Origin of the sequence: Streptomyces olivaceus, from assembly GCF_000721235.1 — a bacterium.
Lineage (GTDB): Bacteria > Actinomycetota > Actinomycetes > Streptomycetales > Streptomycetaceae > Streptomyces > Streptomyces olivaceus.
Map to the genome: position 1 here is coordinate 45,266 of NZ_JOFH01000006.1, position 19,279 is coordinate 64,544.

19 protein-coding genes are annotated in these 19,279 nt (G+C 72.2%); 5 read left to right on the forward strand and 14 right to left on the reverse strand.

Annotated features, from left to right (window positions below):
- Positions 1-12: 12 nt before the first annotated feature.
- The 4 genes from IG94_RS0108985 to IG94_RS0109000 form a co-directional block, all read right to left on the reverse strand.
- The gene (locus IG94_RS0108985) at positions 13-1,107 is read right to left on the reverse strand and encodes a YlbL family protein (protein WP_031033221.1); all 1,095 of its coding nucleotides are present in this window, start codon (positions 1,105-1,107) and stop codon (positions 13-15) included.
- Between the two features lie 84 nt (positions 1,108-1,191).
- Positions 1,192-1,356 (reverse strand): hypothetical protein, encoded by a 165-nt coding sequence (locus IG94_RS42835; protein ID WP_164711414.1) that lies wholly within the window; start codon positions 1,354-1,356, stop codon positions 1,192-1,194.
- Positions 1,357-1,491: 135 nt separating this feature from the next.
- Positions 1,492-1,950: a molybdenum cofactor biosynthesis protein MoaE gene (locus tag IG94_RS0108995; protein ID WP_031033222.1), complete on the reverse strand. Its 459-nt coding sequence runs from the start codon at positions 1,948-1,950 to the stop codon at positions 1,492-1,494.
- Between the two features lie 119 nt (positions 1,951-2,069).
- A complete protein-coding gene (locus tag IG94_RS0109000) occupies positions 2,070-3,191 on the reverse strand; it encodes an SDR family oxidoreductase (protein WP_031033223.1) in 1,122 nt (373 codons plus the stop codon).
- Between the two features lie 192 nt (positions 3,192-3,383).
- Between IG94_RS0109000 and IG94_RS0109005 the strand changes: the two genes are divergently transcribed.
- Positions 3,384-4,847 carry a zinc-dependent metalloprotease gene (locus IG94_RS0109005; protein WP_031033225.1) on the forward strand — a complete coding sequence of 488 codons (1,464 nt, stop codon included), beginning with the start codon at positions 3,384-3,386 and terminating at the stop codon, positions 4,845-4,847.
- Positions 4,844-5,359: an NUDIX hydrolase gene (locus IG94_RS0109010; protein ID WP_031033226.1), complete on the forward strand. Its 516-nt coding sequence runs from the start codon at positions 4,844-4,846 to the stop codon at positions 5,357-5,359. Before IG94_RS0109005 ends, IG94_RS0109010 begins: the two co-directional genes overlap by 4 nt.
- 54 nt (positions 5,360-5,413) lie before the next feature.
- Here the strand turns inward: IG94_RS0109010 and IG94_RS0109015 are convergent, their stop codons facing one another.
- From IG94_RS0109015 to IG94_RS0109030, 4 genes are all read right to left on the reverse strand, one after another.
- Positions 5,414-6,169, reverse strand: a complete 756-nt coding sequence (locus IG94_RS0109015) for an AIM24 family protein (RefSeq protein ID WP_031033228.1) — start codon at positions 6,167-6,169, stop codon at positions 5,414-5,416.
- 17 nt (positions 6,170-6,186) lie between these two features.
- A complete protein-coding gene (locus tag IG94_RS0109020) occupies positions 6,187-6,867 on the reverse strand; it encodes an AIM24 family protein (RefSeq protein ID WP_031033229.1) in 681 nt (226 codons plus the stop codon).
- A gap of 13 nt (positions 6,868-6,880) precedes the next feature.
- Positions 6,881-8,590 (reverse strand): TerD family protein, encoded by a 1,710-nt coding sequence (locus IG94_RS0109025; protein ID WP_031033231.1) that lies wholly within the window; start codon positions 8,588-8,590, stop codon positions 6,881-6,883.
- Positions 8,591-8,840: 250 nt separating this feature from the next.
- Positions 8,841-9,437, reverse strand: coding sequence for a M48 metallopeptidase family protein (locus IG94_RS0109030; RefSeq protein ID WP_031033232.1), 597 nt, complete (start codon positions 9,435-9,437; stop codon positions 8,841-8,843).
- A gap of 325 nt (positions 9,438-9,762) precedes the next feature.
- Between IG94_RS0109030 and IG94_RS0109035 the strand changes: the two genes are divergently transcribed.
- Both IG94_RS0109035 and IG94_RS0109040 read left to right on the forward strand, forming a co-directional pair.
- Positions 9,763-10,977, forward strand: coding sequence for a TOMM precursor leader peptide-binding protein (locus tag IG94_RS0109035; protein ID WP_031033233.1), 1,215 nt, complete (start codon positions 9,763-9,765; stop codon positions 10,975-10,977).
- A complete protein-coding gene (locus IG94_RS0109040) occupies positions 10,970-12,451 on the forward strand; it encodes an ABC1 kinase family protein (protein WP_078892233.1) in 1,482 nt (493 codons plus the stop codon). The genes IG94_RS0109035 and IG94_RS0109040 overlap by 8 nt, the downstream gene beginning before the upstream one ends.
- A gap of 181 nt (positions 12,452-12,632) precedes the next feature.
- Here the strand turns inward: IG94_RS0109040 and IG94_RS0109045 are convergent, their stop codons facing one another.
- The 4 genes from IG94_RS0109045 to IG94_RS0109055 form a co-directional block, all read right to left on the reverse strand.
- The gene (locus tag IG94_RS0109045; protein ID WP_031033235.1) at positions 12,633-12,956 is read right to left on the reverse strand and encodes a hypothetical protein; all 324 of its coding nucleotides are present in this window, start codon (positions 12,954-12,956) and stop codon (positions 12,633-12,635) included.
- The gene (locus IG94_RS0109050; RefSeq protein WP_031033236.1) at positions 12,953-13,321 is read right to left on the reverse strand and encodes a WhiB family transcriptional regulator; all 369 of its coding nucleotides are present in this window, start codon (positions 13,319-13,321) and stop codon (positions 12,953-12,955) included. The genes IG94_RS0109045 and IG94_RS0109050 overlap by 4 nt, the downstream gene beginning before the upstream one ends.
- Positions 13,322-13,496: 175 nt before the next feature.
- Positions 13,497-13,829, reverse strand: a complete 333-nt coding sequence (locus IG94_RS40275) for a hypothetical protein (RefSeq protein ID WP_078535640.1) — start codon at positions 13,827-13,829, stop codon at positions 13,497-13,499.
- A gap of 164 nt (positions 13,830-13,993) precedes the next feature.
- A complete protein-coding gene (locus tag IG94_RS0109055) occupies positions 13,994-16,252 on the reverse strand; it encodes an ATP-dependent DNA helicase UvrD2 (RefSeq protein WP_308043520.1) in 2,259 nt (752 codons plus the stop codon).
- A 171-nt stretch (positions 16,253-16,423) separates the two neighbouring features.
- On the opposite strand from IG94_RS0109055, the gene IG94_RS0109060 reads away from it, so the two are divergent.
- Positions 16,424-16,666 (forward strand): mycoredoxin, encoded by a 243-nt coding sequence (locus IG94_RS0109060; RefSeq protein ID WP_031033239.1) that lies wholly within the window; start codon positions 16,424-16,426, stop codon positions 16,664-16,666.
- A 97-nt stretch (positions 16,667-16,763) separates the two neighbouring features.
- Here the strand turns inward: IG94_RS0109060 and nudC are convergent, their stop codons facing one another.
- Positions 16,764-17,708, reverse strand: a complete 945-nt coding sequence (gene nudC / locus IG94_RS0109065; RefSeq protein WP_031033241.1) for an NAD(+) diphosphatase — start codon at positions 17,706-17,708, stop codon at positions 16,764-16,766.
- A gap of 157 nt (positions 17,709-17,865) precedes the next feature.
- Complete coding sequence (locus IG94_RS0109070; protein WP_031033243.1) at positions 17,866-19,278, reverse strand: dipeptidase; 1,413 nt, start codon at positions 19,276-19,278, stop codon at positions 17,866-17,868.
- Position 19,279: the final 1 nt, after the last annotated feature.

Consider the following 19,279-nt stretch of genomic DNA (forward strand, 5'->3'; position numbering starts at 1 on the left):
GCTGCCGGGTGGCTACCCCTTCGTGCACTCCGGCAGGTCGTCGGTCTTCCCGGAGCTGATGTCCTTGAGCGCGCCGAGGGCGTCGTCGATGGTGTCCACCTTCACGAGGCTGAGCCCGTCGGGGGTGTCCTCGGCGGCGGTCGCGCAGTTGTCGGCGGGCGTCAGGAAGTACTGGGCGCCCTTGTCGTGCGCTCCGATGGTCTTCATGCCGATGCCGCCGATCGGGCCGACCTTGCCGGTGTCGTCGATCGTCCCGGTACCGGCGACGAACTTGCCGCCGGTGAGGTCGCCCGGCGTGAGCTTGTCGTAGAGGCCGAGGGCGAACATCAGACCGGCGCTCGGGCCGCCGACGTCGGCCAGCTTGATGTCGATGTCGAACGGGAACGTGTGATCGGTCCCGGCGGAGATCCCCACGATGGCGCGCGCCTCGCCGTCGTCGTCCGAGGTCTCGGTGGTGACCGTGACCTTCTCCGTCTTCGTGGGCGTCCGGCGCTCCTTCTCCGCGGCGGCCTGCTCCTTGGCGGGCACGATGGTGAAGTCGACGTCCTCGCCGGGCTTGTGCTTGGTCACCAGTTCCGAGACGTCGGTGGGCTCCTTGACGGTCGTGCCGTCGACGGCCTTGATCACGTCACCGGCGTGCAGCCGGCCCTGCGAGGGCGAGCCCTTGACGACGGTGGAGACGACCACCCAGGACTTCACCGGGATGTCGAGCGCCTTCAGGGCGGCGACCTTCGCGCTCTCCTGGGACTGGCTGAATTCCTCCGCGTTCTCCTGGGTGGCCTCTTCCTCGGTCTTGCCGTCCGGGTAGAGCGTCTCGTGCTGCACCACGCTGGTGTCGTGCGACAGCCAGCCGTAGACGGCCTCCACGAGGTTCATCTTGTACTCGGCGCTGGTCACCCGGACGGTGGTCATGTTCAGGTGACCACTCGCGTCGTAGGTCTTGTGACCGGTGATCTGCAGCACCGGCTCGCCGTCGTGGTCCCCGAGGGTGTTCACCGTCGGCCCCGGTGACATCTCCGAGTAGGGCACGGGGATGAACACACCCGCGCACAGGAGCGCGATCAGCATCAGGGTGGAGGCGAGCATCGTCGCGGTGCGGCGTGGCATGGCACGACAGTACGGGACGCGGCTGTCAGAGCACCGTCAGGGCGCCGCTCGGCCAGGACGCTCTCCGGACGGGGTGCTTTTCGGTCAGGCGTCGGTGCGGGGCTTCTCCATGGCCGCGCGGAAGCGGGCGTATCCGTCGAGCTCGGGACCGTCGCTGCGGGCCTTGCGGGTGCGGTTGACCCAGCTTCCCCACAGTCCCGCGCCGACGGCGGCCAACAGCGGGATCAGCAACCAGGCGAGAGCTGCCATGTCCGACCTCCCAGGCCCGTGAGCGTCCGCAACTGACTGATCAGAAGATTAACCATCCGCAGTGACAACGCTCACGCCGGGGGGCAGGTTACGCAACCCGAGGCAACCGGGACTCCGGCCGCCTCAGCAGAGGCGCTACGCGCCCACCCATTCGTCGGTGCCGTCCGAGAACGTCTGGTGCTTCCAGATGGGCACCTCGCGCTTCAGGTCGTCTATCAGCTTCCGGCAGGCGTCGAAGGCCTCGCCCCGGTGCGGGCAGGACACGGCGACGACCACGGCGAGGTCCCCGACCTGCAGATCCCCCACGCGGTGGACCGCCGCGAGCGCCCGTACCGGGTACTCGGCGACCACCTTCTCGGCGATCCGCCGCATCTCCGCCTCGGCGCCGGGGTGGCAGGAGTACCCGAGCCGGTCGACGTCGGTGCCGCCGTCGTGGTTGCGCACCGTCCCCACGAACAGGGCGGTGCCGCCGGCCGCGTCCTCCCCGACGGCCCGGAAGACCTCGTCCACGGAAAGGGGCGTCTCGCGGATGCCGATCAGCTTGACGGGGTCCGCGGCGGCCAGCTCGCCGGGGTGATCGTTCGTGGTTGCCATGGGTCCATCGTGCCGCACACCGCCGACAGCCGGGAACGACGTGATCCTCCGGCACGCGCGCGTACCGCCTGGATCCTCCTCCAAACCCCCCGCGGGGCGGCGTCTGCCGGGACCGGGTGTCAGATGCGGCGCCGGGCCTTCCGCGCCCGCCGCACCACCGCCGCGGCGCCCAGCAGCGCCACCGTCGCGCCCGCGGCACCCGCCGCCGTGGCGTCCTTGCGTCCGAGGCGGCGGCCGGCCACCGTGTGCCGCCCGGAGACCTCGTCGAGCAGCTCCGCGAGCACCTCCTCGTTGGTGTACTTCGGCCGCCACCCCGCGTCGTGCAGCCGGCTGCCGCTCACCACCCAGGGGTACATCGTGTACGCCAGGTCCCCGGCCGGGGAGGGCGTCAGCCCGATCCGGTGCAGCCGGGCCGCCGCGCCGAGCGCCACCGCCGAGGGCAGCTCCATGCGCCGGGTCCCGCTCAGCTCCTCGACCTCCTCCTGCTCCAGCCATCCGTCGCACCCGACGGCCAGTTCCCCGTCCGCCTTCTCCAGGACGGCGTACTCCAGGGCGCTGCACAGGTCGTCGACGTGGCAGAACTGCCAGGCGGGCCGCGATCCCGCCACGACCAGCAGCCGGGGCGACTCGAAGTACCTGGTCAGGGCTGTGTCCACACCACCGACCAGGACCGCCGGACGGACCACGGTCACATTGAGGCCGGGGTGTGCCCGCGGCGCGCGCCGGGCGAGCCGTTCGATCTCCAGGAGGTCCCCGACGCCCGTCGCCTCGGCCGTGGCGCGCAGCTCGGCGTCCTCGGACAGCGGCAGCTCGTTGTCCGGCAGCGCGCCGTAGACCATCGCCGAGGTGCACAGCACGACCCGGTGCACACCGGCGGCCGCGGCGGCGGTCAGGACGGTCTGCGTCCCCCGGACGTTGTAAGCCGTCCGCGCGGCCGCGTCGGTCTCCAGGTCGAGGTCGAGCGCGAGGTGCACCACGACGTCCGCGCCCCGGAGCTTCTCGGCGATGGCGGGGTCCCGTACGTCCAGCACGTGCCACCGCGCGGTGTCGCACTCCCCGCGCCGCTCGTCGATGGCCACCACTTCTCCGACCTCGTCCGATGCGGCGAGCCGTGCGGTCAGCAGGGCTCCGACCCCGGTCGCGGCACCGGTGACCGCGACGACGGGTCCGCGCGCGCCGGGGCGGGCGGAACTGGTTGACTGGTTTCGCGCTGCGCGAACCTGTGGATCTGGGGAACTCACCGGACGTCTCCAGAGGTTGTCTTCAGTACGGGCGCGAGCGACGCGTACGTACCAGGTGGCATCCATCCTGCCGCAGGCCGCCGCCCGGCGAAGCACCGAGGCCCGAACGGCCCCGGGTGTCTACCCTGGGTGGTGAAGTCGGGCAGCCGTGCCGCCGGAAAGAACCGGCGGCCCTACCAGCCGAGGAACCCCGTGAGTGACACCCCATTCGGATTCGGCCTTCCGCCGGAGGAGCCGGACGACGGCGACGAGGGCAAGAAGAAGGACCAGCAGAGCGGCGGTGGTCAGGGACCGGCCAACCCGTTCGGATTCGGGACGCCCGGAGCAGGAGGCTTCGGCGGCCCCGGCGCGGACAACCCGTTCGCCGCCATGTTCGGGTCCATGAACCCCAACGACCTGGGCGCCGCGTTCCAGCAGCTCGGCCAGATGCTCTCCTACGAGGGCGGCCCGGTAAACTGGGACATGGCGAAGCAGATCGCCCGCCAGACGGTCTCCCAGGGCACGCCGGACGGCCGCAAGGACGCCAGCGTCGGTCCCGCCGAGCGCAACGCGGTGCAGGAGGCCGTGCGCCTGGCCGACCTGTGGCTGGACGACGCGACCGCCCTGCCCTCGGGCGCCGGCACCGCGGTGGCGTGGAGCCGCGCGGAGTGGGTCGAGGCGACCCTGCCCGCCTGGCGGGAACTGGTCGACCCGGTCGCCGAGCGCGTCGGCAACGCCATGGGCGACGTGCTGCCCGAGGAGATGCAGGCCATGGCCGGCCCGCTGATCGGCATGATGCGGTCCATGGGCGGTGCCATGTTCGGCACGCAGATCGGGCAGGCCGTCGGCGTTCTCGCCGGCGAGGTCGTCGGCTCGACCGACGTGGGCCTGCCGCTCGGCCCGTCCGGCAAGGCCGCGCTGCTGCCGGCCAACATCGAGGCCTTCGGCAAGGACCTGGGTGTGCCGCAGGAGGAGGTGCGGCTGTATCTCGCCCTGCGCGAGGCCGCCCACCAGCGCCTTTTCGCGCACGTGCCGTGGCTGCGCTCGCACCTGTTCGGCGCGGTCGACGGGTACGCGCGGGGCATCAAGGTCGACACCGCGAAGCTCGAGGACGTGGTCGGGCAGTTCGACCCGCAGAACCCCGAGCAGCTGCAGGAGGCTCTTCAGCAGGGCATGTTCCAGCCGGAGGACACGCCGGAGCAGAAGGCGGCGCTGGCCCGGCTGGAGACGGCTCTCGCGCTGGTCGAGGGCTGGGTGGACGCGGTGGTGCACACCGCCGCCAAGCCGCGCCTGTCCTCCGCCGACGCGCTGCGCGAGACGCTGCGCCGCCGGCGTGCCTCAGGCGGTCCGGCAGAGCAGACGTTCGCCACGCTGATCGGCCTGGAGCTGCGGCCGCGCAGGCTGCGCGACGCCTCCCGTCTGTGGGCCTCCCTCACGGACGCGCACGGTGTCGACGGCCGGGACGGTCTGTGGGCCCACCCGGACATGCTGCCGAACGCGTCCGACCTGGACGACCCGGACGGCTTCGTCCATCGTGAGCAGCTCGACTTCTCCGAGCTGGACAAGATGCTCGGCGAGGCGGCGGGCAAGCCCGACCTCGAGAAGAAGGACGACGAGGGCCCGGAGGCCGACGGCCGGGACGGGAGCGACGGCAAGAAGGGCGACGGCACCGAGTGAGCCTCCACGACGACGCGCTCCTGGTCCTGAAGGACCACCGGGGCCAGGACGAGCTGCGTCAGGTCTACCTGGACCATCTGGCGTCGCACCCCGACGGCATGTGGAAGGCCTGCGCGGACGGGCACGTCACGGCGAGCGCGCTGGTGGTCGATCCGTCCCGCGACCGGGTGCTGCTGACGCTGCACAAGAAGATGCGGATGTGGCTGCAGATGGGCGGCCACTGCGAGCCGGTCGACGAGACCCTGGCGCGGGCGGCCCTGCGCGAGGCGACCGAGGAGTCCGGCATCGAGGGCCTGGACCTGCTCCCGGGCGGTCCGGTGCGCCTGGACCGGCACTCCACGCCCTGCGCCTGGCACCTGGACGTCCAGTACGCGGCCCTCGCCCCGGCCGGGGCCGTGGAGACGATCAGCGACGAGTCCCTCGACCTGCGCTGGTTCCCGTACGCGGAGGTCGCGGACGTGACCGACGACTCGGTGGTGCGCCTGCTGGAGGCGACCCTCGCCCGGCTCTGAGCCGGTAAGGGGCGACCGCCGTGGCGGGCACCCCTTACCGGACAGGCTGCGGGCTCAGCTCCAGACGTTGCCCTGGTTCTGACCGCGGGCACCCTGTTGCCCCATGCCGTACTGGGCGGCGAGACCGGATCCGAGCTGGGCGTTCTGCGGGGGCAGCAGCTCGCTGGGCTGGACGAGCGCGAAGCCGCTGCCCATGAAGCTCAGCTCCCAGCCCTCGCCGGTGGTGCCGCGGCGCCGCCACACCCCGGAGGAGTGCGTCTGCGCCTGCATCTGCACCCGCAGCCCGGTGGACCAGGCGACGATCGCGTCGGCGTCGCAGTTGACGTACTTGTCGGGGGTGACCTGCATGAACAGCGGAGCGCCCGAGGTCATCAGGGCGACCTTGCCCCGGCCGGTGATGTTGAGCTGGTACTTCCCCGAGCCGGAGATGCCGTACAGGCTGTCCACCGCGATGACCTCGTGGTGCAGGGACGAGTCCATCGCCAGTACGTAGCTGCTGTCGACGGTGAGACCGTCCTGGTCGACGTCCACCAGGTGGATGCACTGGGCGAGGTTGGCGAAGTAGACCGTGCCCTGCCCGTGGCAGCGCATCAGGTCCAGGCCCTCCCCGGTGCGGGCACGCGCGTGTGCCTGGCTGCCGCCCTGGTACTCGGCGTCGAACTCGACGAGTCCCTGGTAGGCGACCATCGTGCCCTTGCGGGCGAGCACGTCGTCGTGGCCCTCCAGGGCGACGCGGAGCATGTGCTTGTTCTGCAGGCTCCAGGTCTCCTGGGTCTGCTGGTCGTTGAAGGCGAAAAGCGGGCTCTGCATGGTGTTCTGGCTCCCCCTCAGCCCCGGGCCCGCAGGCGGTCGGTGCTGTCCTCGCTGGGCTGGACGACGACGATGCCCTGACCGGAGAAGGCCATCTGGAAGGCCTCGCCGCTGCCGCGGCCGATCAGCGACTGCGCCTTGAAGCTGCGCTTGCCCTTCACCTTGAGGTTCGGGGACCAGGCGACGAGCGCGTCCGGGTCGACGTACGTCTCGTCCTCTCCGCCGCCGCAGTCGACCACGATGGGCTTGCCGCGGGAGGTCAGCGCCACCCAGCCCTGCCCGGAGATCTTCGTGTTCCACAGGCCCTGCCCGGCGAACTTCGCCAGGCCCTTGACCCGCTCGACGCCCCACGTCAGGTGGGCGTCGAAGGCGAGCAGGTTGGTGGCGTTGACGGAGATCCCGTCGCCGTTGAGGTTGATGACGACGACGTTGGCTCCGTAGTCGGCGAGGTAGAGCAGGCCGTCGCCGGAGCACTTCATCAGGGGCGCGCCCTCGCCGGTCATCCAGTCCTTGGCGATCTGGCGGACGGCCGGCGGGTTGGGCTCGTACTGGACGAAGCCTTCGTAGGCCACCATCGAGCCCACGCGCGCGAGGAGGTCGTTCCCGGTCTGCATGGCGACCTTCGCCATGTGGTTGCCGTGGTTCTCCATGCGGGCGGTGACGGGTGCGGGAGCGTAGCCCGCGAGCGGCTGGTTCATGTCGGGCTCTCCCTCAGATCTCGTACGGCTGGACGACGACGAAGTTGCCGGGCGCGGCCCGGAACTGCAGGTTGACGCTCTCGCCGGTGTCGCCCGCGTAGGAGTTGCGGCGCATCCGCACCTGGCTGGAGACGACCACCTGGGCGGCGGCGGACCAGGCGACCACGGCGTTGCAGTCGGCGAACGTCGTGGGCGTGACCGGCAGCACCACGGGCACGCCTCGTGTCTTCACGACGATCGTGCCGGTGCCCTGGAACTGCATCGTGAACAGCGCGCCACCGGGGATGCCGTGCCCCTCGATGCGGCGGACCTCGTACTGGAGGGTCTCGTCGAAGGCGAGGACGTTCTCCGCGGAGACGCAGACGGCGTCGCCCTGGAGTTCGATGGGGTGCAGCATCGCGGAGTCGTCCGCGAGGAACACCTGTCCCTTGCCCGTGCAGCGCATCAGCTGCATCTCCTGGCCGGTCGCGTTGCCCACGACCCGCCCGGCGAATCCGGCGCCCTTGTAGCTGAAGTCGACCTTGCCCTGGTAGAGCACCATGCTGCCCTGTCGGGCCAGCACCGGCTGGCCCTCGGCGCCGAGGTCGACCCGGACCAGCTTCTTGTTCTGCTGGGTCCAGCGCTGGCCGGTCGCGGTCTCCCGGAACTGCTGCAGCGCCGCGGTCACACCGGCGCCCTGGGGCGCGCCCGTGGGCATACCGTTCGGCGCGCCCGGGGGCATGCCCTGCTGCACACCCTGGGGGGCGTGTTGTCCGTAGCCGGGGGGCGGCGGGGGCTGGCCGGGGACCTGGCCGTAGCCGGGAGGCGCGGTCGGCAGGCCGTAGCCCGGCGGCGGGGGCGGGGCCTGCGGAGCCTGGGGATGACCGTAGCCAGGAGGCGGCGGGGCCGTCTGGCCGGGGACCTGGCCGTACGGAGGCGGTTGCTGACCGGGCTGCCCCGGGTGGCCGTACGGTGCCGGGGCCGGGGCCGGGGGCGGCACCGGGGCGCTGCCCGGCGGCGTGTTCATGGGCGCGACGATGGTCTGCGCGGCGTGTACGTCCGGTCCGGGCGCCGGGGCGGGAGAGGGCGCCGGGGCCGGAGCGGGGGCCGTGGGCGCGCCGAAGGCCGGCGGGGCGGTGGCCTGGGCGGGCGGTGCGAACCCCGGAGCGGCTTGGCCCTGCGGCTGCTGAGCCTGCTCCGGCGCGGGCGCCTCGTCCTCGGCGACCTCGCCGCCGAAGTTCTTGAGCAGCGCGTCGAGGCCGCCGTCGAAGCCCTGGCCGACGGCCGCGAAACGCCAGACGTCCTTCAGGTAGAAGTCGCCCAGCATCACCGCTCGCTCGGTCGAGAACTCCGCGCCGCCGAACGGGTACCGCGCCACCTCCTCGCCGCCCGCGACGATCCGGATGTAACCGGGCCCGACTTGCGACATCTGCCCGGCGCCGTCGATCGTCGCGGTGAAGGAGAGCTTCTGGATCTGCTGCGGGATCCGGTCGAGGGTGACCCGGAAGGACTCCGTGTCACCGGCCTGCGCACCCAGCAGCTGGATGGACTCCTCAGGGGTCTTCGGTTGGTTGAAGAACACGAAGTACCGGTCGTCCGACAGCCGCTCCTCCGCGTCGAGTCCGAAGCAGCTGATGTCGAAGGTCAGCCCGGGGCCGGAGATCTGCACGCCTACGTACAGATCCGTGCCCGCCGTCAGATCACTGATCCTGGCCTTGTGGCCGCGTTGAAATTCCCTGGCCATGCGTTACGACCGTCCCCCATCCGAATGCGAGTGCGTCGCGACAGGCTAACGGCAAACACCGACACCCGGAGAATGTCGGTACAGAGCCGGTACGAAACCCGTGCGCGGCTGTACCGGGGCAGGGAACGGCGGTGTACGGCACCGGGGCGGCAGACACTCGCGGCCCACTCCGGCGGGGTCCGACCGGCGGGTCCGTCCGGCGGGATCCGACCTACGGGAACGTCCTGCGGGGTCCGACCTACGGGGCGCGCTACTCGCCGCGCGCGCCGGGCAGATGCGGCAACCGGTCGGCGGCGACCACACCCTCCAGATAGCCACGGGCGCGCTCGGTACGCGGATAGGCCTCCAGCAGCCGCCAGAAGCGGGGCCCGTGCCCGGGGACGAGCAGGTGCGCCAGTTCATGGAGGAGTACGTAGTCGACCACGTACTCGGGCATGCCCTGGAGCCGGTGCGACAGCCGGATGCTTCCCTCGGAGGGGGTGCACGAGCCCCAACGGGTGTTCTGGTTGGTGACCCAGCGGACCGAGGTGGGCCGGGCGCGCCCCTCGAAGTACTGGCCCGACAGCCGCCCGGCGCGCTCGGCCAGCTCGGCGTCGCCCAGGACGCGTTTGCTCTCCTGGGCGGCCAGCTTGTCCAGCATGACGCTCACCCAGCGTCGCTCCTCCGCCTCGGACATCCGGGCGGGGATCAGCACGACGGTGCGATCGCCCTCGCGGTACGCGGAGACGGTCCGGCGGCGCCGGGTGCTCCTGCGGACCTCGATCGCGCTCGTCCCCGAGCCGTTCGGCGGCGGATTCGTCGGTGTGCGCTGGGACGCCCCGGCGCGGTGCAGTGGGTCGGCGGACACGCCACGACGTTACCCGCTGCACACGGGGAAGTCCCGGCTCCGGGACGCTTCCGTGCCGAACCGCCACCTCTCCGTTGTGATACCCCACTGATTCGTATGACGATCATCCACCGCCTGTGGACAACTTTCGACGCTCTGTCGCGCGTCCGGGCATGCTGGCACTCGCCGGCGCATGCACGACCGCACGCACTTCGGGACCGCACGACCTCGGGACCGCACGACGGTCTCCGTCCTTGGACTGTGCGGCCGACCATCGCCGGCTGCACGGGGACGTCCGGCCGCTCTCGGCGGTCGGCGACTTTCGACCACGTACGGGGGACCTGTCATGCATCCGATGGTGAAGCCCGCGCTCAGGCGCGGCTGGCGCGATCTGAACACGGTGCAGTTCGGTATGACGCCGGCGCACGCGCTCACGCTCGCCCCGGTGGACACGGCGACGGGCGGCTTCCTCGAACTGCTCAACGGCACCCGCGGCCCGGCGCTCCTGCGTGAGGAGGGCCACCGCATGGACCTGCCGGAAGGACACGTCGACCGGGTGGTGGAGCGACTCGCGGGGGCCGGCCTGCTCGACGACTCCCGGGGCGGCGGGCCGGCCGCCGAGGCCCTGCGGGAGAAGAAGGACGTCCTCGACCGGCTCCGTCCCGACCTGGCCACACTGTCGCTGACCACCTCCGCGCCGGGCGACGCGATCAGACACCTGGCGGCCCGGCGCGCCCTGCGGGTGGGGGTGCGGGGAGCGGGACGGGTGGGCGCGGCGCTGGCCGGCCTGCTGTCCGGCGCGGGTGTCGGCGAGGTCGACGTGCGCGACGGCGGGTGTGTCGAGCCGTGGGACGTCGCCCCGGGCGGCCTGCCCGCCCGGTCCGTCGGCGACCGCCGGGACGCGGCGGCCCGCCGGGTCGTCCGCGCGGCCGCCCCGGGCGGGCCGCCGCGCCGCAGCCCGGCGGCGCCGCCCGACGGGAACGGCCCGGGCCTCTCCCTCGTGGTCGTCGCTCCGCGCGACGACGTCGCGGTGCACACCCCCGACCCCGCCTCGGTGGAATCCCTGATGGCCTCCGGGACGCCCCACCTGTACGCGGGTGTCGTCGAAGGCACCGGCGTCGTCGGCCCGCTCGTACTCCCCGGGGAGACCGGGTGCGCCGGCTGCCTGTACGCGGACCGCACCGACCGCGATCCGGCCTGGCCCCGCCTGGTGGCGCAGTGGCGCTCCGGCCGGCCGCGCCCGGTGCCGCCCTGCGACCTCACCCTCGCGGCGACCGTCGCCGGGTTCGCGGCGGCGCACGCCCTCGCCTTCCTGGACGGCGGCACGCCCGCCGGCACCGGCGTCCGCTGGGAGGTCTCGCTGCCGGCTCTGCGGTGGCACGCGCGACCGGTCGCCGCACATCCGGCCTGCCCGTGCGGGGCCGCCGCGGAAGGTAAGCAGGAACACATCGCCGAGGACGGGGCCAGGGGAGCGACAATGGCTGGGCAAGGGCCGCCGTCGGCAGCACGCCACGGAGTGGGACCGACGCGGCCGGCTGGGACTTGGAGGGCGCATGTCTGATCTTCCGCGCAAGGCGGTCACCCGGACCGCCAAGCTCGCCGCGCTCCCGCTCGGCTTCGCCGGGCGGGCCACCTGGGGGCTCGGCAAGCGGATCGTGGGCGAGTCCGCGGAGATCGTCGGCCAGCAGTTGCAGCAGCGGACCGCCGAGCAGTTGTTCAAGGTCCTGGGCGAGCTCAAGGGCGGCGCGATGAAGTTCGGGCAGGCCCTGTCCGTCTTCGAGTCGGCACTGCCCGAGGAGGTCGCCGGTCCCTACCGGGCCGCGCTGACCAAGCTGCAGGAGGCCGCGCCGCCGATGCCGACGCGCACGGTGCACGCCGTGCTCGCGGAGCGGCTCGGCGAGGACTGGCAGGAGCTGTTCCTGGAGTTCGAGGACAAGCCGTCCGCGGCAGCCTCGATCGGCCAGGTGCACCGGGGGGTGTGGCACGACGGCCGCGAGGTGGCGGTCAAGGTGCAGTACCCCGGCGCCGGCGAGGCGCTGCTCTCGGACCTGAACCAGCTCAGCCGCTTCGCCCGCCTGCTCGGCCCACTGGTCCCCGGCATGGACGTCAAGCCGCTGATCACCGAGCTGAAGGACCGGGTCTCGGAGGAACTGGACTACGACCTGGAGGCCGATGCCCAGCGGACCCACGCCGAGGAGTTCGCCGACGATCCGGACATTCTGGTCCCGGACGTGGTCCACCAGTGCGAGCAGGTGCTGATCACCGAGTGGATCGACGGCACACCGCTCTCGGAGATCATCACGGACGGCACCCGGGAACAGCGCGACCGGGCCGGTCAGCTGCTGGCCCACTTCCTCTTCTCGGGCCCGGCACGCACCGGGCTCCTGCACGCCGACCCGCACCCGGGCAACTTCCGCCTGCTGCCCGGCGGGCCGGACGGTGAGGACGACTGGCGCCTGGGTGTCCTCGACTTCGGCACGGTCGACCGCCTCCCGGGCGGCCTGCCCGAGCCCATCGGCGAGGCCCTGCGCATGACCCTGGACGGCGAGGCGGAGGCGGTGTACGAGATGCTCTGCACGGAGGGTTTCGTCAGGGACTCGATAGAGCTGGACCCCGACGCCGTCCTCGAGTACCTCCTGCCGATCATCGAGCCGGCCCGGGCCGAGGAGTTCACCTTCACCCGGGGCTGGATGCGCAGCCAGGCCGCCCGCATCGGCGACCCCCGCTCCCCCGCGTACCAACTGGCCAAGCAGCTCAACCTGCCGCCCTCCTACCTCCTGATCCACCGGGTGACCCTGAGCACGATCGGCGTGCTGTGCCAGTTGGGCGCGACGGTCCGGCTGCGCGACGAACTGGCGGAGTGGCTGACCGGTTTCGTCCCGGAGCGGGAGGCCGACGAAGCGGCAGACGATGCGGCAGACGAACCGGAGCGGAAGGCTGGACCGCGGCAGAGTGCCGGGGCGAGGCCGAGTGAGGCGGAATCCGGGTCCGGCGAGGACGGGCACGCGGTGGAGGAGACCGCCGCGGAGGCCTGAGTTCACCGGCACCGGACGGACCCGGACGGCCCGTGGGGGCCGGTCCGCACGGACCGGCCCCCCGGGCGAAGCTTCGTCTCCCGGACCGGGAGACCACCGCTTCGGGTGTCTCGGTTACGCATGACCGCCACTACCGCATTGCCGTCACTACCGCATGACCGCCACTACCGCATTGCCGTCACTACTGCATGACCGCCATGGCGAGCGCGCGGCGAGCGCGCATCGAGGCGCGTTCCGCCCGGCGCTGCATCCGGCGGGCGGTCGCCAGGCTCAGCGCCCGGCGTTCCTGCTCCGCCTCCTGCAGGCGGTCGTGCATATGCGCACGCGCCAGGGCTTCTGGGATGAGTTGCATCTCGCGGGTCCTGTTCTGGCGCGAGTCCTTCGCGCCGGTGGTGGTGAGGTCTTCAGGCGCGGAGCCTGCGATGTCGTGGGTGGACGGCTTCATCGGGGCCTGCTTCTGGGGGTCGTACGTGAGGGGACGGTCGATCGTTCCTGCGATGTTCATGCCGAAACCGGGTTCTTGCGCGGGCGGCCGCGGGGCCGCTTCCGGGCGACGACGACACCCTGGACGAACAGCTCGCCACCCCAGACGCCCCAAGGCTCGCGCCGCTCCTTGGCGCCGGCGAGGCAGGCCTCGATCAGCGGGCAGGTGCGGCAGAGGGACTTGGCGTACTCGACGTCCGCCGGCGACTCGGCGAAGAAGACCTCCGGGTCGTAGGAACGGCACGGGACGGGCACGCCGAGGTTCTCGATGGCGTCGTCGAGCGCGGTGAGCGCGGTGAGCGGGGTCAAGGCGGAGTCCTCCGTGGAACAGGGCTTGGGGATCGTGTCGGAAGGCGGTACGGACGGGGCGTGCGCTTCGAGTTGCACGGGTGGTCTTCCTCGTCTGGTCGTGCCGGCCGGTTGGCCGGTTGGCGGCTTGGTACCGGGTTCTTTTCTTGTCCCGAGGCTCCTTCGTGCCGTCGTCCCCGTTCGGGGACAAACAGAAGGGCCGCGGATCCCGGGTGGGGTTCCGCGGCCCTGAAGGCGCCGGCCTGATCGGCGATCAGGCTGGATCACTCCAGGGTTCTGGCCCACGGAAGGCCCACATCAGGTGGTGCTGCGTCGTCTGCTTCCGGATTCCGGCACCGGTCGCGGTAAAGGCATAGGCCTGCGCCTGTGCCGCTACTGCTGCTTCCAGTGCCTTGGTCGGTCGCTCATTGCGCTCGCGGACGGGAAGGCCCGCGGGAGCAACGGAGGAGGCGGCCGGACGCACGGCACGGATGCCGGACAGACCGGTGCCCGGGTTGGAGGCGCCGAGCACGCACAGGGAGACGGCCGAGCGATCGGTCATTTTGGCGGTGAAGCCGGCGCTGGAGCTGTGGTTGATGCTGATCACTGGACTCGCCTCCTCTCGGCGTCTCGGGGGACTGGGACGAACCAGTCCACGGATATGCAAGTACAACACGGATTCAGGGCCTCCGGGAAGGCCGCTGTTCCCGTGACCAAGAACCTATGGGGATTCCCGGGGCATGCGCAAACTATTTTTTCGACGAGTTCGTATCAGTCGTCCCCGTCAAGCCCGACTCCCTCCTGGCCTGCGCAGATGGCCAGCACCTCGGCTCCGTAACGGTTGAGCTTGCGGGCTCCGACCCCCGGGATCCGGGCCAGTTCACGCTCGTCCTCCGGCACGGACTCCGCGATCGCCATGAGCGTCTTGTCGGTGAAAACGCAGAACGCCGGCTGCCCGCTGCGTCCCGCCTGCACCGCCCGCCACTCGTGCAACCGCTCGTACACCCCTTCGTCCATGTCGGACGGGCAGTCCTCGCAGCGCATCAGCTTCATCTCGCCGGCATCGGTGAGCGAGCGTCCGCAGACCCGGCAGCGAGCCGGTGTGCGCGCGGTGCGCCGCGGGACGGCGGGCGCGGTACCGCCCCTTCCGGATCCGCGTTCCACTCCCCCGGGGCCCCCGGCCGCCGCCCGGCCGCCCGCCGTGCCCGAGCCGGGCCGCAGTCCCTTGAGGAAACGGCTCGGACGGCGGCTCGGACGGCCACCGGGCGAGCGGGCGAGCGCCCAGGACAGGTGCAGGCGCTCACGGGCCCGGGTGACCCCGACGTAGAGAAGGCGGCGCTCCTCCTCGATCTGCTCGTCGGTCTTTGCGTAGGTGATCGGCATCATGCCCTCGGCCACACCCACCAGGAAGACGACGTCCCACTCCAGGCCCTTCGCCGAGTGCAGCGAGGCGAGGGTGACGCCCTGCACGGTGGGAGCGTGCTGGGCGCCCGCCCGCTCGTCGAGCTCCACGACGAGGTCACTCAGCGTGGCGCCCGCCCGGGCGGCGGCGAAGTCCTGCGCCAGACCCACCAGGGCGGCCAGCGACTCCCAGCGCTCCCGCACCGCGCCCGACCCGGCCGGCGGCTCGGGGAGCCAGCCTTCCCCGGACAGCACCGCGCGCACCTGCGAGGGCAGGTCGACGGCGTCGTCGAGGAGGGAGTCGTTGCCGCCGAAGCGCGCCGCGGCCCGCAGGGCGCTGTTGGCCTTGCGCACCTCGGGGCGGTCGAAGAAGCGCTCCGCACCCCGCAGCTGGTAGGGGACACCGGCGTCGGCGAGCGCCTGCTCGTAGGTCTCGGACTGGGAGTTGGTCCGGAACAGGACGGCGATCTCGGCGGCCGGAACGCCCGAGTCGACGAGTTCGCGGATGCGGCGGGCCGCGCCCTCGGCCTCGGCCGGTTCGTCGGTGTACTCGGTGTAGACGGGATCGGGGCCGGTGGGCCGCTGGGAGACCAGCTCCAGACGGTGATCGGCCGCCCGGCCCCTGGCCTGGGCGAGCAGACCGTTGGCGAGGTGGACGACCTGCGGGGTGGAGCGGTAGTCCCGGACCAGCTTGACGACGGTGGCGCCCGGGTGGCGGCCGCGGAAGTCGAGCAGGTGGTCCGGGGTTGCTCCCGTGAACGAGTAGATGGTCTGGCTGGCGTCGCCGACGACGCACAGGTCGTCGCGGTCCCCGAGCCACAGCTCCAGCAGGCGTTGCTGGAGCGGGCTGACGTCCTGGTACTCGTCGACCACGAAGTGCTGGTACTGGGCGCGGACCTGCTCGGCGACGTCGTGCCGGTCCTGGAGGACCGCCACCGTCAGCAGCAGCACGTCCTCGAAGTCGATGACACCGCGTCCGCGCTTGAGGTCCTCGTAGGCGGCGTAGAGCTGGGCGATCTCCGCGGGGTCGCGCGGCGCCTGGCGGCCGGCCCCGGCCGCCGCGGCGGCGTAGTCGGCGGGGACGGTCTGGGTCACCTTGGACCACTCGATCTCCGCGGCGGCGTCGCGCAGCTCGCCCCGGTCGAGGCGGATGCGGCAGGCGGCGGCCGCGTCGGCGACGAGCTGGATCTTGCGGTCGACCAGCCGGGGCAGGGAGCCGCCGATCGCTTTCGGCCAGAAGTACTGGAGCTGGCGCAGCGCCGCCGAGTGGAACGTGCGGGCCTGGACCCCGGAGGCGCCGAGCTGGCGCAGCCGGCCCCGCATCTCCCCGGCGGCGCGGTTGGTGAAGGTCACGGCGAGCACACTGGTGGGCTGGAGCATCCCGGCGCGCACCCCGTAGGCGATGCGGTGGGTGATCGCCCGGGTCTTGCCCGTGCCGGCTCCCGCCAGCACGCACACCGGTCCGCGCAGGGCGGTGGCCACCTCGCGCTGCTCGGGGTCGAGCCCGTCGAGCACCGCGTCGGCCGAGTCCGGTACCTGCGGGAAGAGGGTGGAGTGCGTTGCTGCTGTCACACCGCCATGCTGCCAGGTCTCAGGAGACGCGTGAGTCGGTTGTCCACAGGCACGCACTGACAGTCGTACAAATACGACGGGCGTCGCCCGGTACTCGCGACGGGCGCCGCGCGGAGGGGAACGCGCAGGAGGACGCGGAGGGGAATGGTGACGCCGTCGTGGACGTTCTCCTCGTGCGGCCGTTTCCCGGCCGCCGCTTTCCCGAGTCGCCGAAGGAGCACGAGAGACATGTCGGGCACTGTGACGATGTACAGCACCACATGGTGCGGCTACTGCCGTCGGCTGAAGGGCCAGATGGACCGCGAGGGCATCGCGTACACCGAGGTCAACATCGAGCGGGACCCGGAGTCCGCCGCGTTCGTGGAGAAGGCCAATGGCGGAAACCAGACGGTGCCGACCGTGCTGTTCCCCGACGGCTCGACGCTGACCAACCCGTCGCTGGCGCAGGTGAAGCAGAAGATCGGCGCGTAGCCGGGACGCCCCCCGGACACGCCGAAGGGGCGGCCCTCCACTGTGGAGGGCCGCCCCTTCGGCGTGTCCGGGCCGAGCCGGGGCGCCGGGCTCCGGCTCAGAAGGCGCTGCGCGTCGGCAGCGGCTTGCCGTACCAGAGCTCGATGAGGCGGGCCGCGATCGAGATGCCGTAGGGCGGCAGCACCTCGCCGGACTCGAAGGCGGCGCCGAGCTCTTCGCGGGAGAACCAGCGGGCCTCGTGGATCTCGTCGCCGTCGACGTCGATCTCGGTCGAGGTGGCCCGGGCCATGAAGCCCAGCATCAGGCTGGACGGGAAGGGCCAGGGCTGGCTGGCGACGTACTCGACGGGGCCCACGGTGATCCCGGCCTCCTCCTGGACCTCGCGGCGCACCGACTGCTCGATGGACTCGCCGGGCTCGACGAAGCCGGCGAGGGTGGAGAAGCGGCCCTCGGGCCAGTGCACCTGGCGGCCGAGGAGGATGCGGTCCTCCTCGTCCGTGACGGCCATGATCACCGCGGGGTCGGTGCGCGGGTAGTGCTCGGCACCGCAGGCGGGGCAGCGGCGGATGTGGCCGGCCGCGGCGATGACGGTGCGTTCTCCGCAGCGGGAGCAGAACCGGTGCAGCCGCTGCCAGTTCTCCAGGGCCACCGCGTGGACCAGCAGGCCCGCGTCGCGCGGTGACAGCAGCAGGCCGGCCTCCCGCAGGCCCGCCGGGCGCGCCGACTGGTCCATGCGGCCCGGCAGGGAGTCCTTCTGGAGGGCGAAGTAGCTGACCCCGTCCTCGTCGGTGCCGAGGAAGTAGCGGTGCGCCTCGGTGAGCGGGGCCTCGAAGGACGGGGTCATGACGAGTTCGGTGCGCCCGTCGGTCGTCTCGTCGATGAGGGCCTGACCGCCGGAGACCACGAAGCAGCGCGTCGAGGGGTGGCTCCACGCCGCCGCGAGCCAGGCCTCGTCGAGGCGGTGGTGGGCGGCCCGGTCGATGCCGCCGGGCGCGGTGAGCGAAATGGGACGGTCGGCGGTCTGGTCGGTCCAGGTGGTCACGGGTGCTTCCAACTCCCCCGGTGAGCGGTTCGGTTCGGCAGGCGGTTCGGCGGGTCGTGCGGCGGGGGCGCCCGGGGCCCGGAGGCTCGGCGGTGCGCGGCGGTCTCTCCAGTGTGCCGTGCGTGTTCGCCGTTCCGGGGCCGGTGCGTGCGGGGCCTCAGGGGACGTGGCTCCAGTGCTCCGCCAGGTCTCCCCAGAGGTGGGCGGAGGTCTCGGCGCCCTTGAGGAGGAGGTCCAGCTCCACCTTCTCGTCGGGGGCGTGCCAGCCGTCGGACGGGACGGAGATGCCGAGGAACAGCACCGGAGCGCCGAGGACCTCCTGGAGGTCGGCGGCCGGGCCGGAGCCGCCCTCGCGGGTGAAGCGGACCGGTGCGCCGAAGGCCCGGCCCATCGCGCGGGCCACCGACCGGAGCGCCGGATGGTCCAGCGGTGTCAGGCACGGGCGGGTGGCGGGGGCGAAGGCGATCTCGCAGCGGACCCCCTGGGGCACCTGCTCGGTGACCCAGGCGCGGACGGCCTTCTCCACGTGGTCCGGGTCCTGTCCGGCCACCAGGCGGAAGGAGAGCTTGACCATGGCGGAGGACGGGACGATCGTCTTGCTGCCCGGGCCCTGGTAGCCGCCGCCGATGCCGTTCACCTCGGCGGTGGGGCGGGCCCAGACGCGCTCCAGAGTGGTGTACCCGGCCTCGCCGTGGGCTGCGTACGACTGGGCGGTCCGCAGCCACTGCCGCTCGTCGAAGGGCAGCTCGGCGAAGAGTTCGCGTTCCCGGTCGGTGAGTTCGACCACTCCGTCGTAGAAGCCCGGGACCGTCACGCGCGCGTGCTCGTCGTGGAGGGCGGACACCAGGCGGGCGACCGCGGTCGCCGGATTGGGGACCGCGCCGCCGAAGGAGCCGGAGTGGATGTCCTGGTCGGGTCCGTGCAGCCGGATCTCGCACTCGGCGAGACCGCGCATGCCGGTGCACACCGTGGGGGTGTCCGCGGACCACATGCCGGTGTCGGAGACGATCACCGCGTCGGCGGCGAGCCGGCCGGCGCGTTCCTCGACGAGGGCGCGGAAGTGCGGGGAGCCGGATTCCTCCTCGCCCTCGATCAGCAGCTTGAGGTTCACGGCGGGGGCGCTGCGGCCGGTGGCGGCGAGGTGGGCGCGGACACCGAGTGTGTGGAAGAACACCTGCCCCTTGTCGTCGGCCGCCCCGCGCGCGTAGAGGCGGTTTTCCCGGACGACGGGCTCGAAGGGCTCGCTGCTCCAGCCGTCCTCGCGGGCGGCGGGCTGCACGTCGTGGTGGCCGTAGACGAGGACCGTGGGCGCCTGCGGGTCCCCGGAGGGCCACTCCGCGAAGACGGCCGGGGCGCCCGGGGTCGGCCAGACCTCCACGGTCGGGAAGCCGGTCTCCTTCAGCTCGGCGGCGAGCCAGTCGGCGCTGCGGCGCACATCGGACGCGTGCTCGGGCTGCGCCGACACGGACGGTATGCGCAGCCAGTCGACGAGGTCGTCGAGGAAGGCGGCGCGGTGCTGCTCGATGTACGTACGGACAGCGCTGACAGCATTGTCAACGGAGTGGCTCATG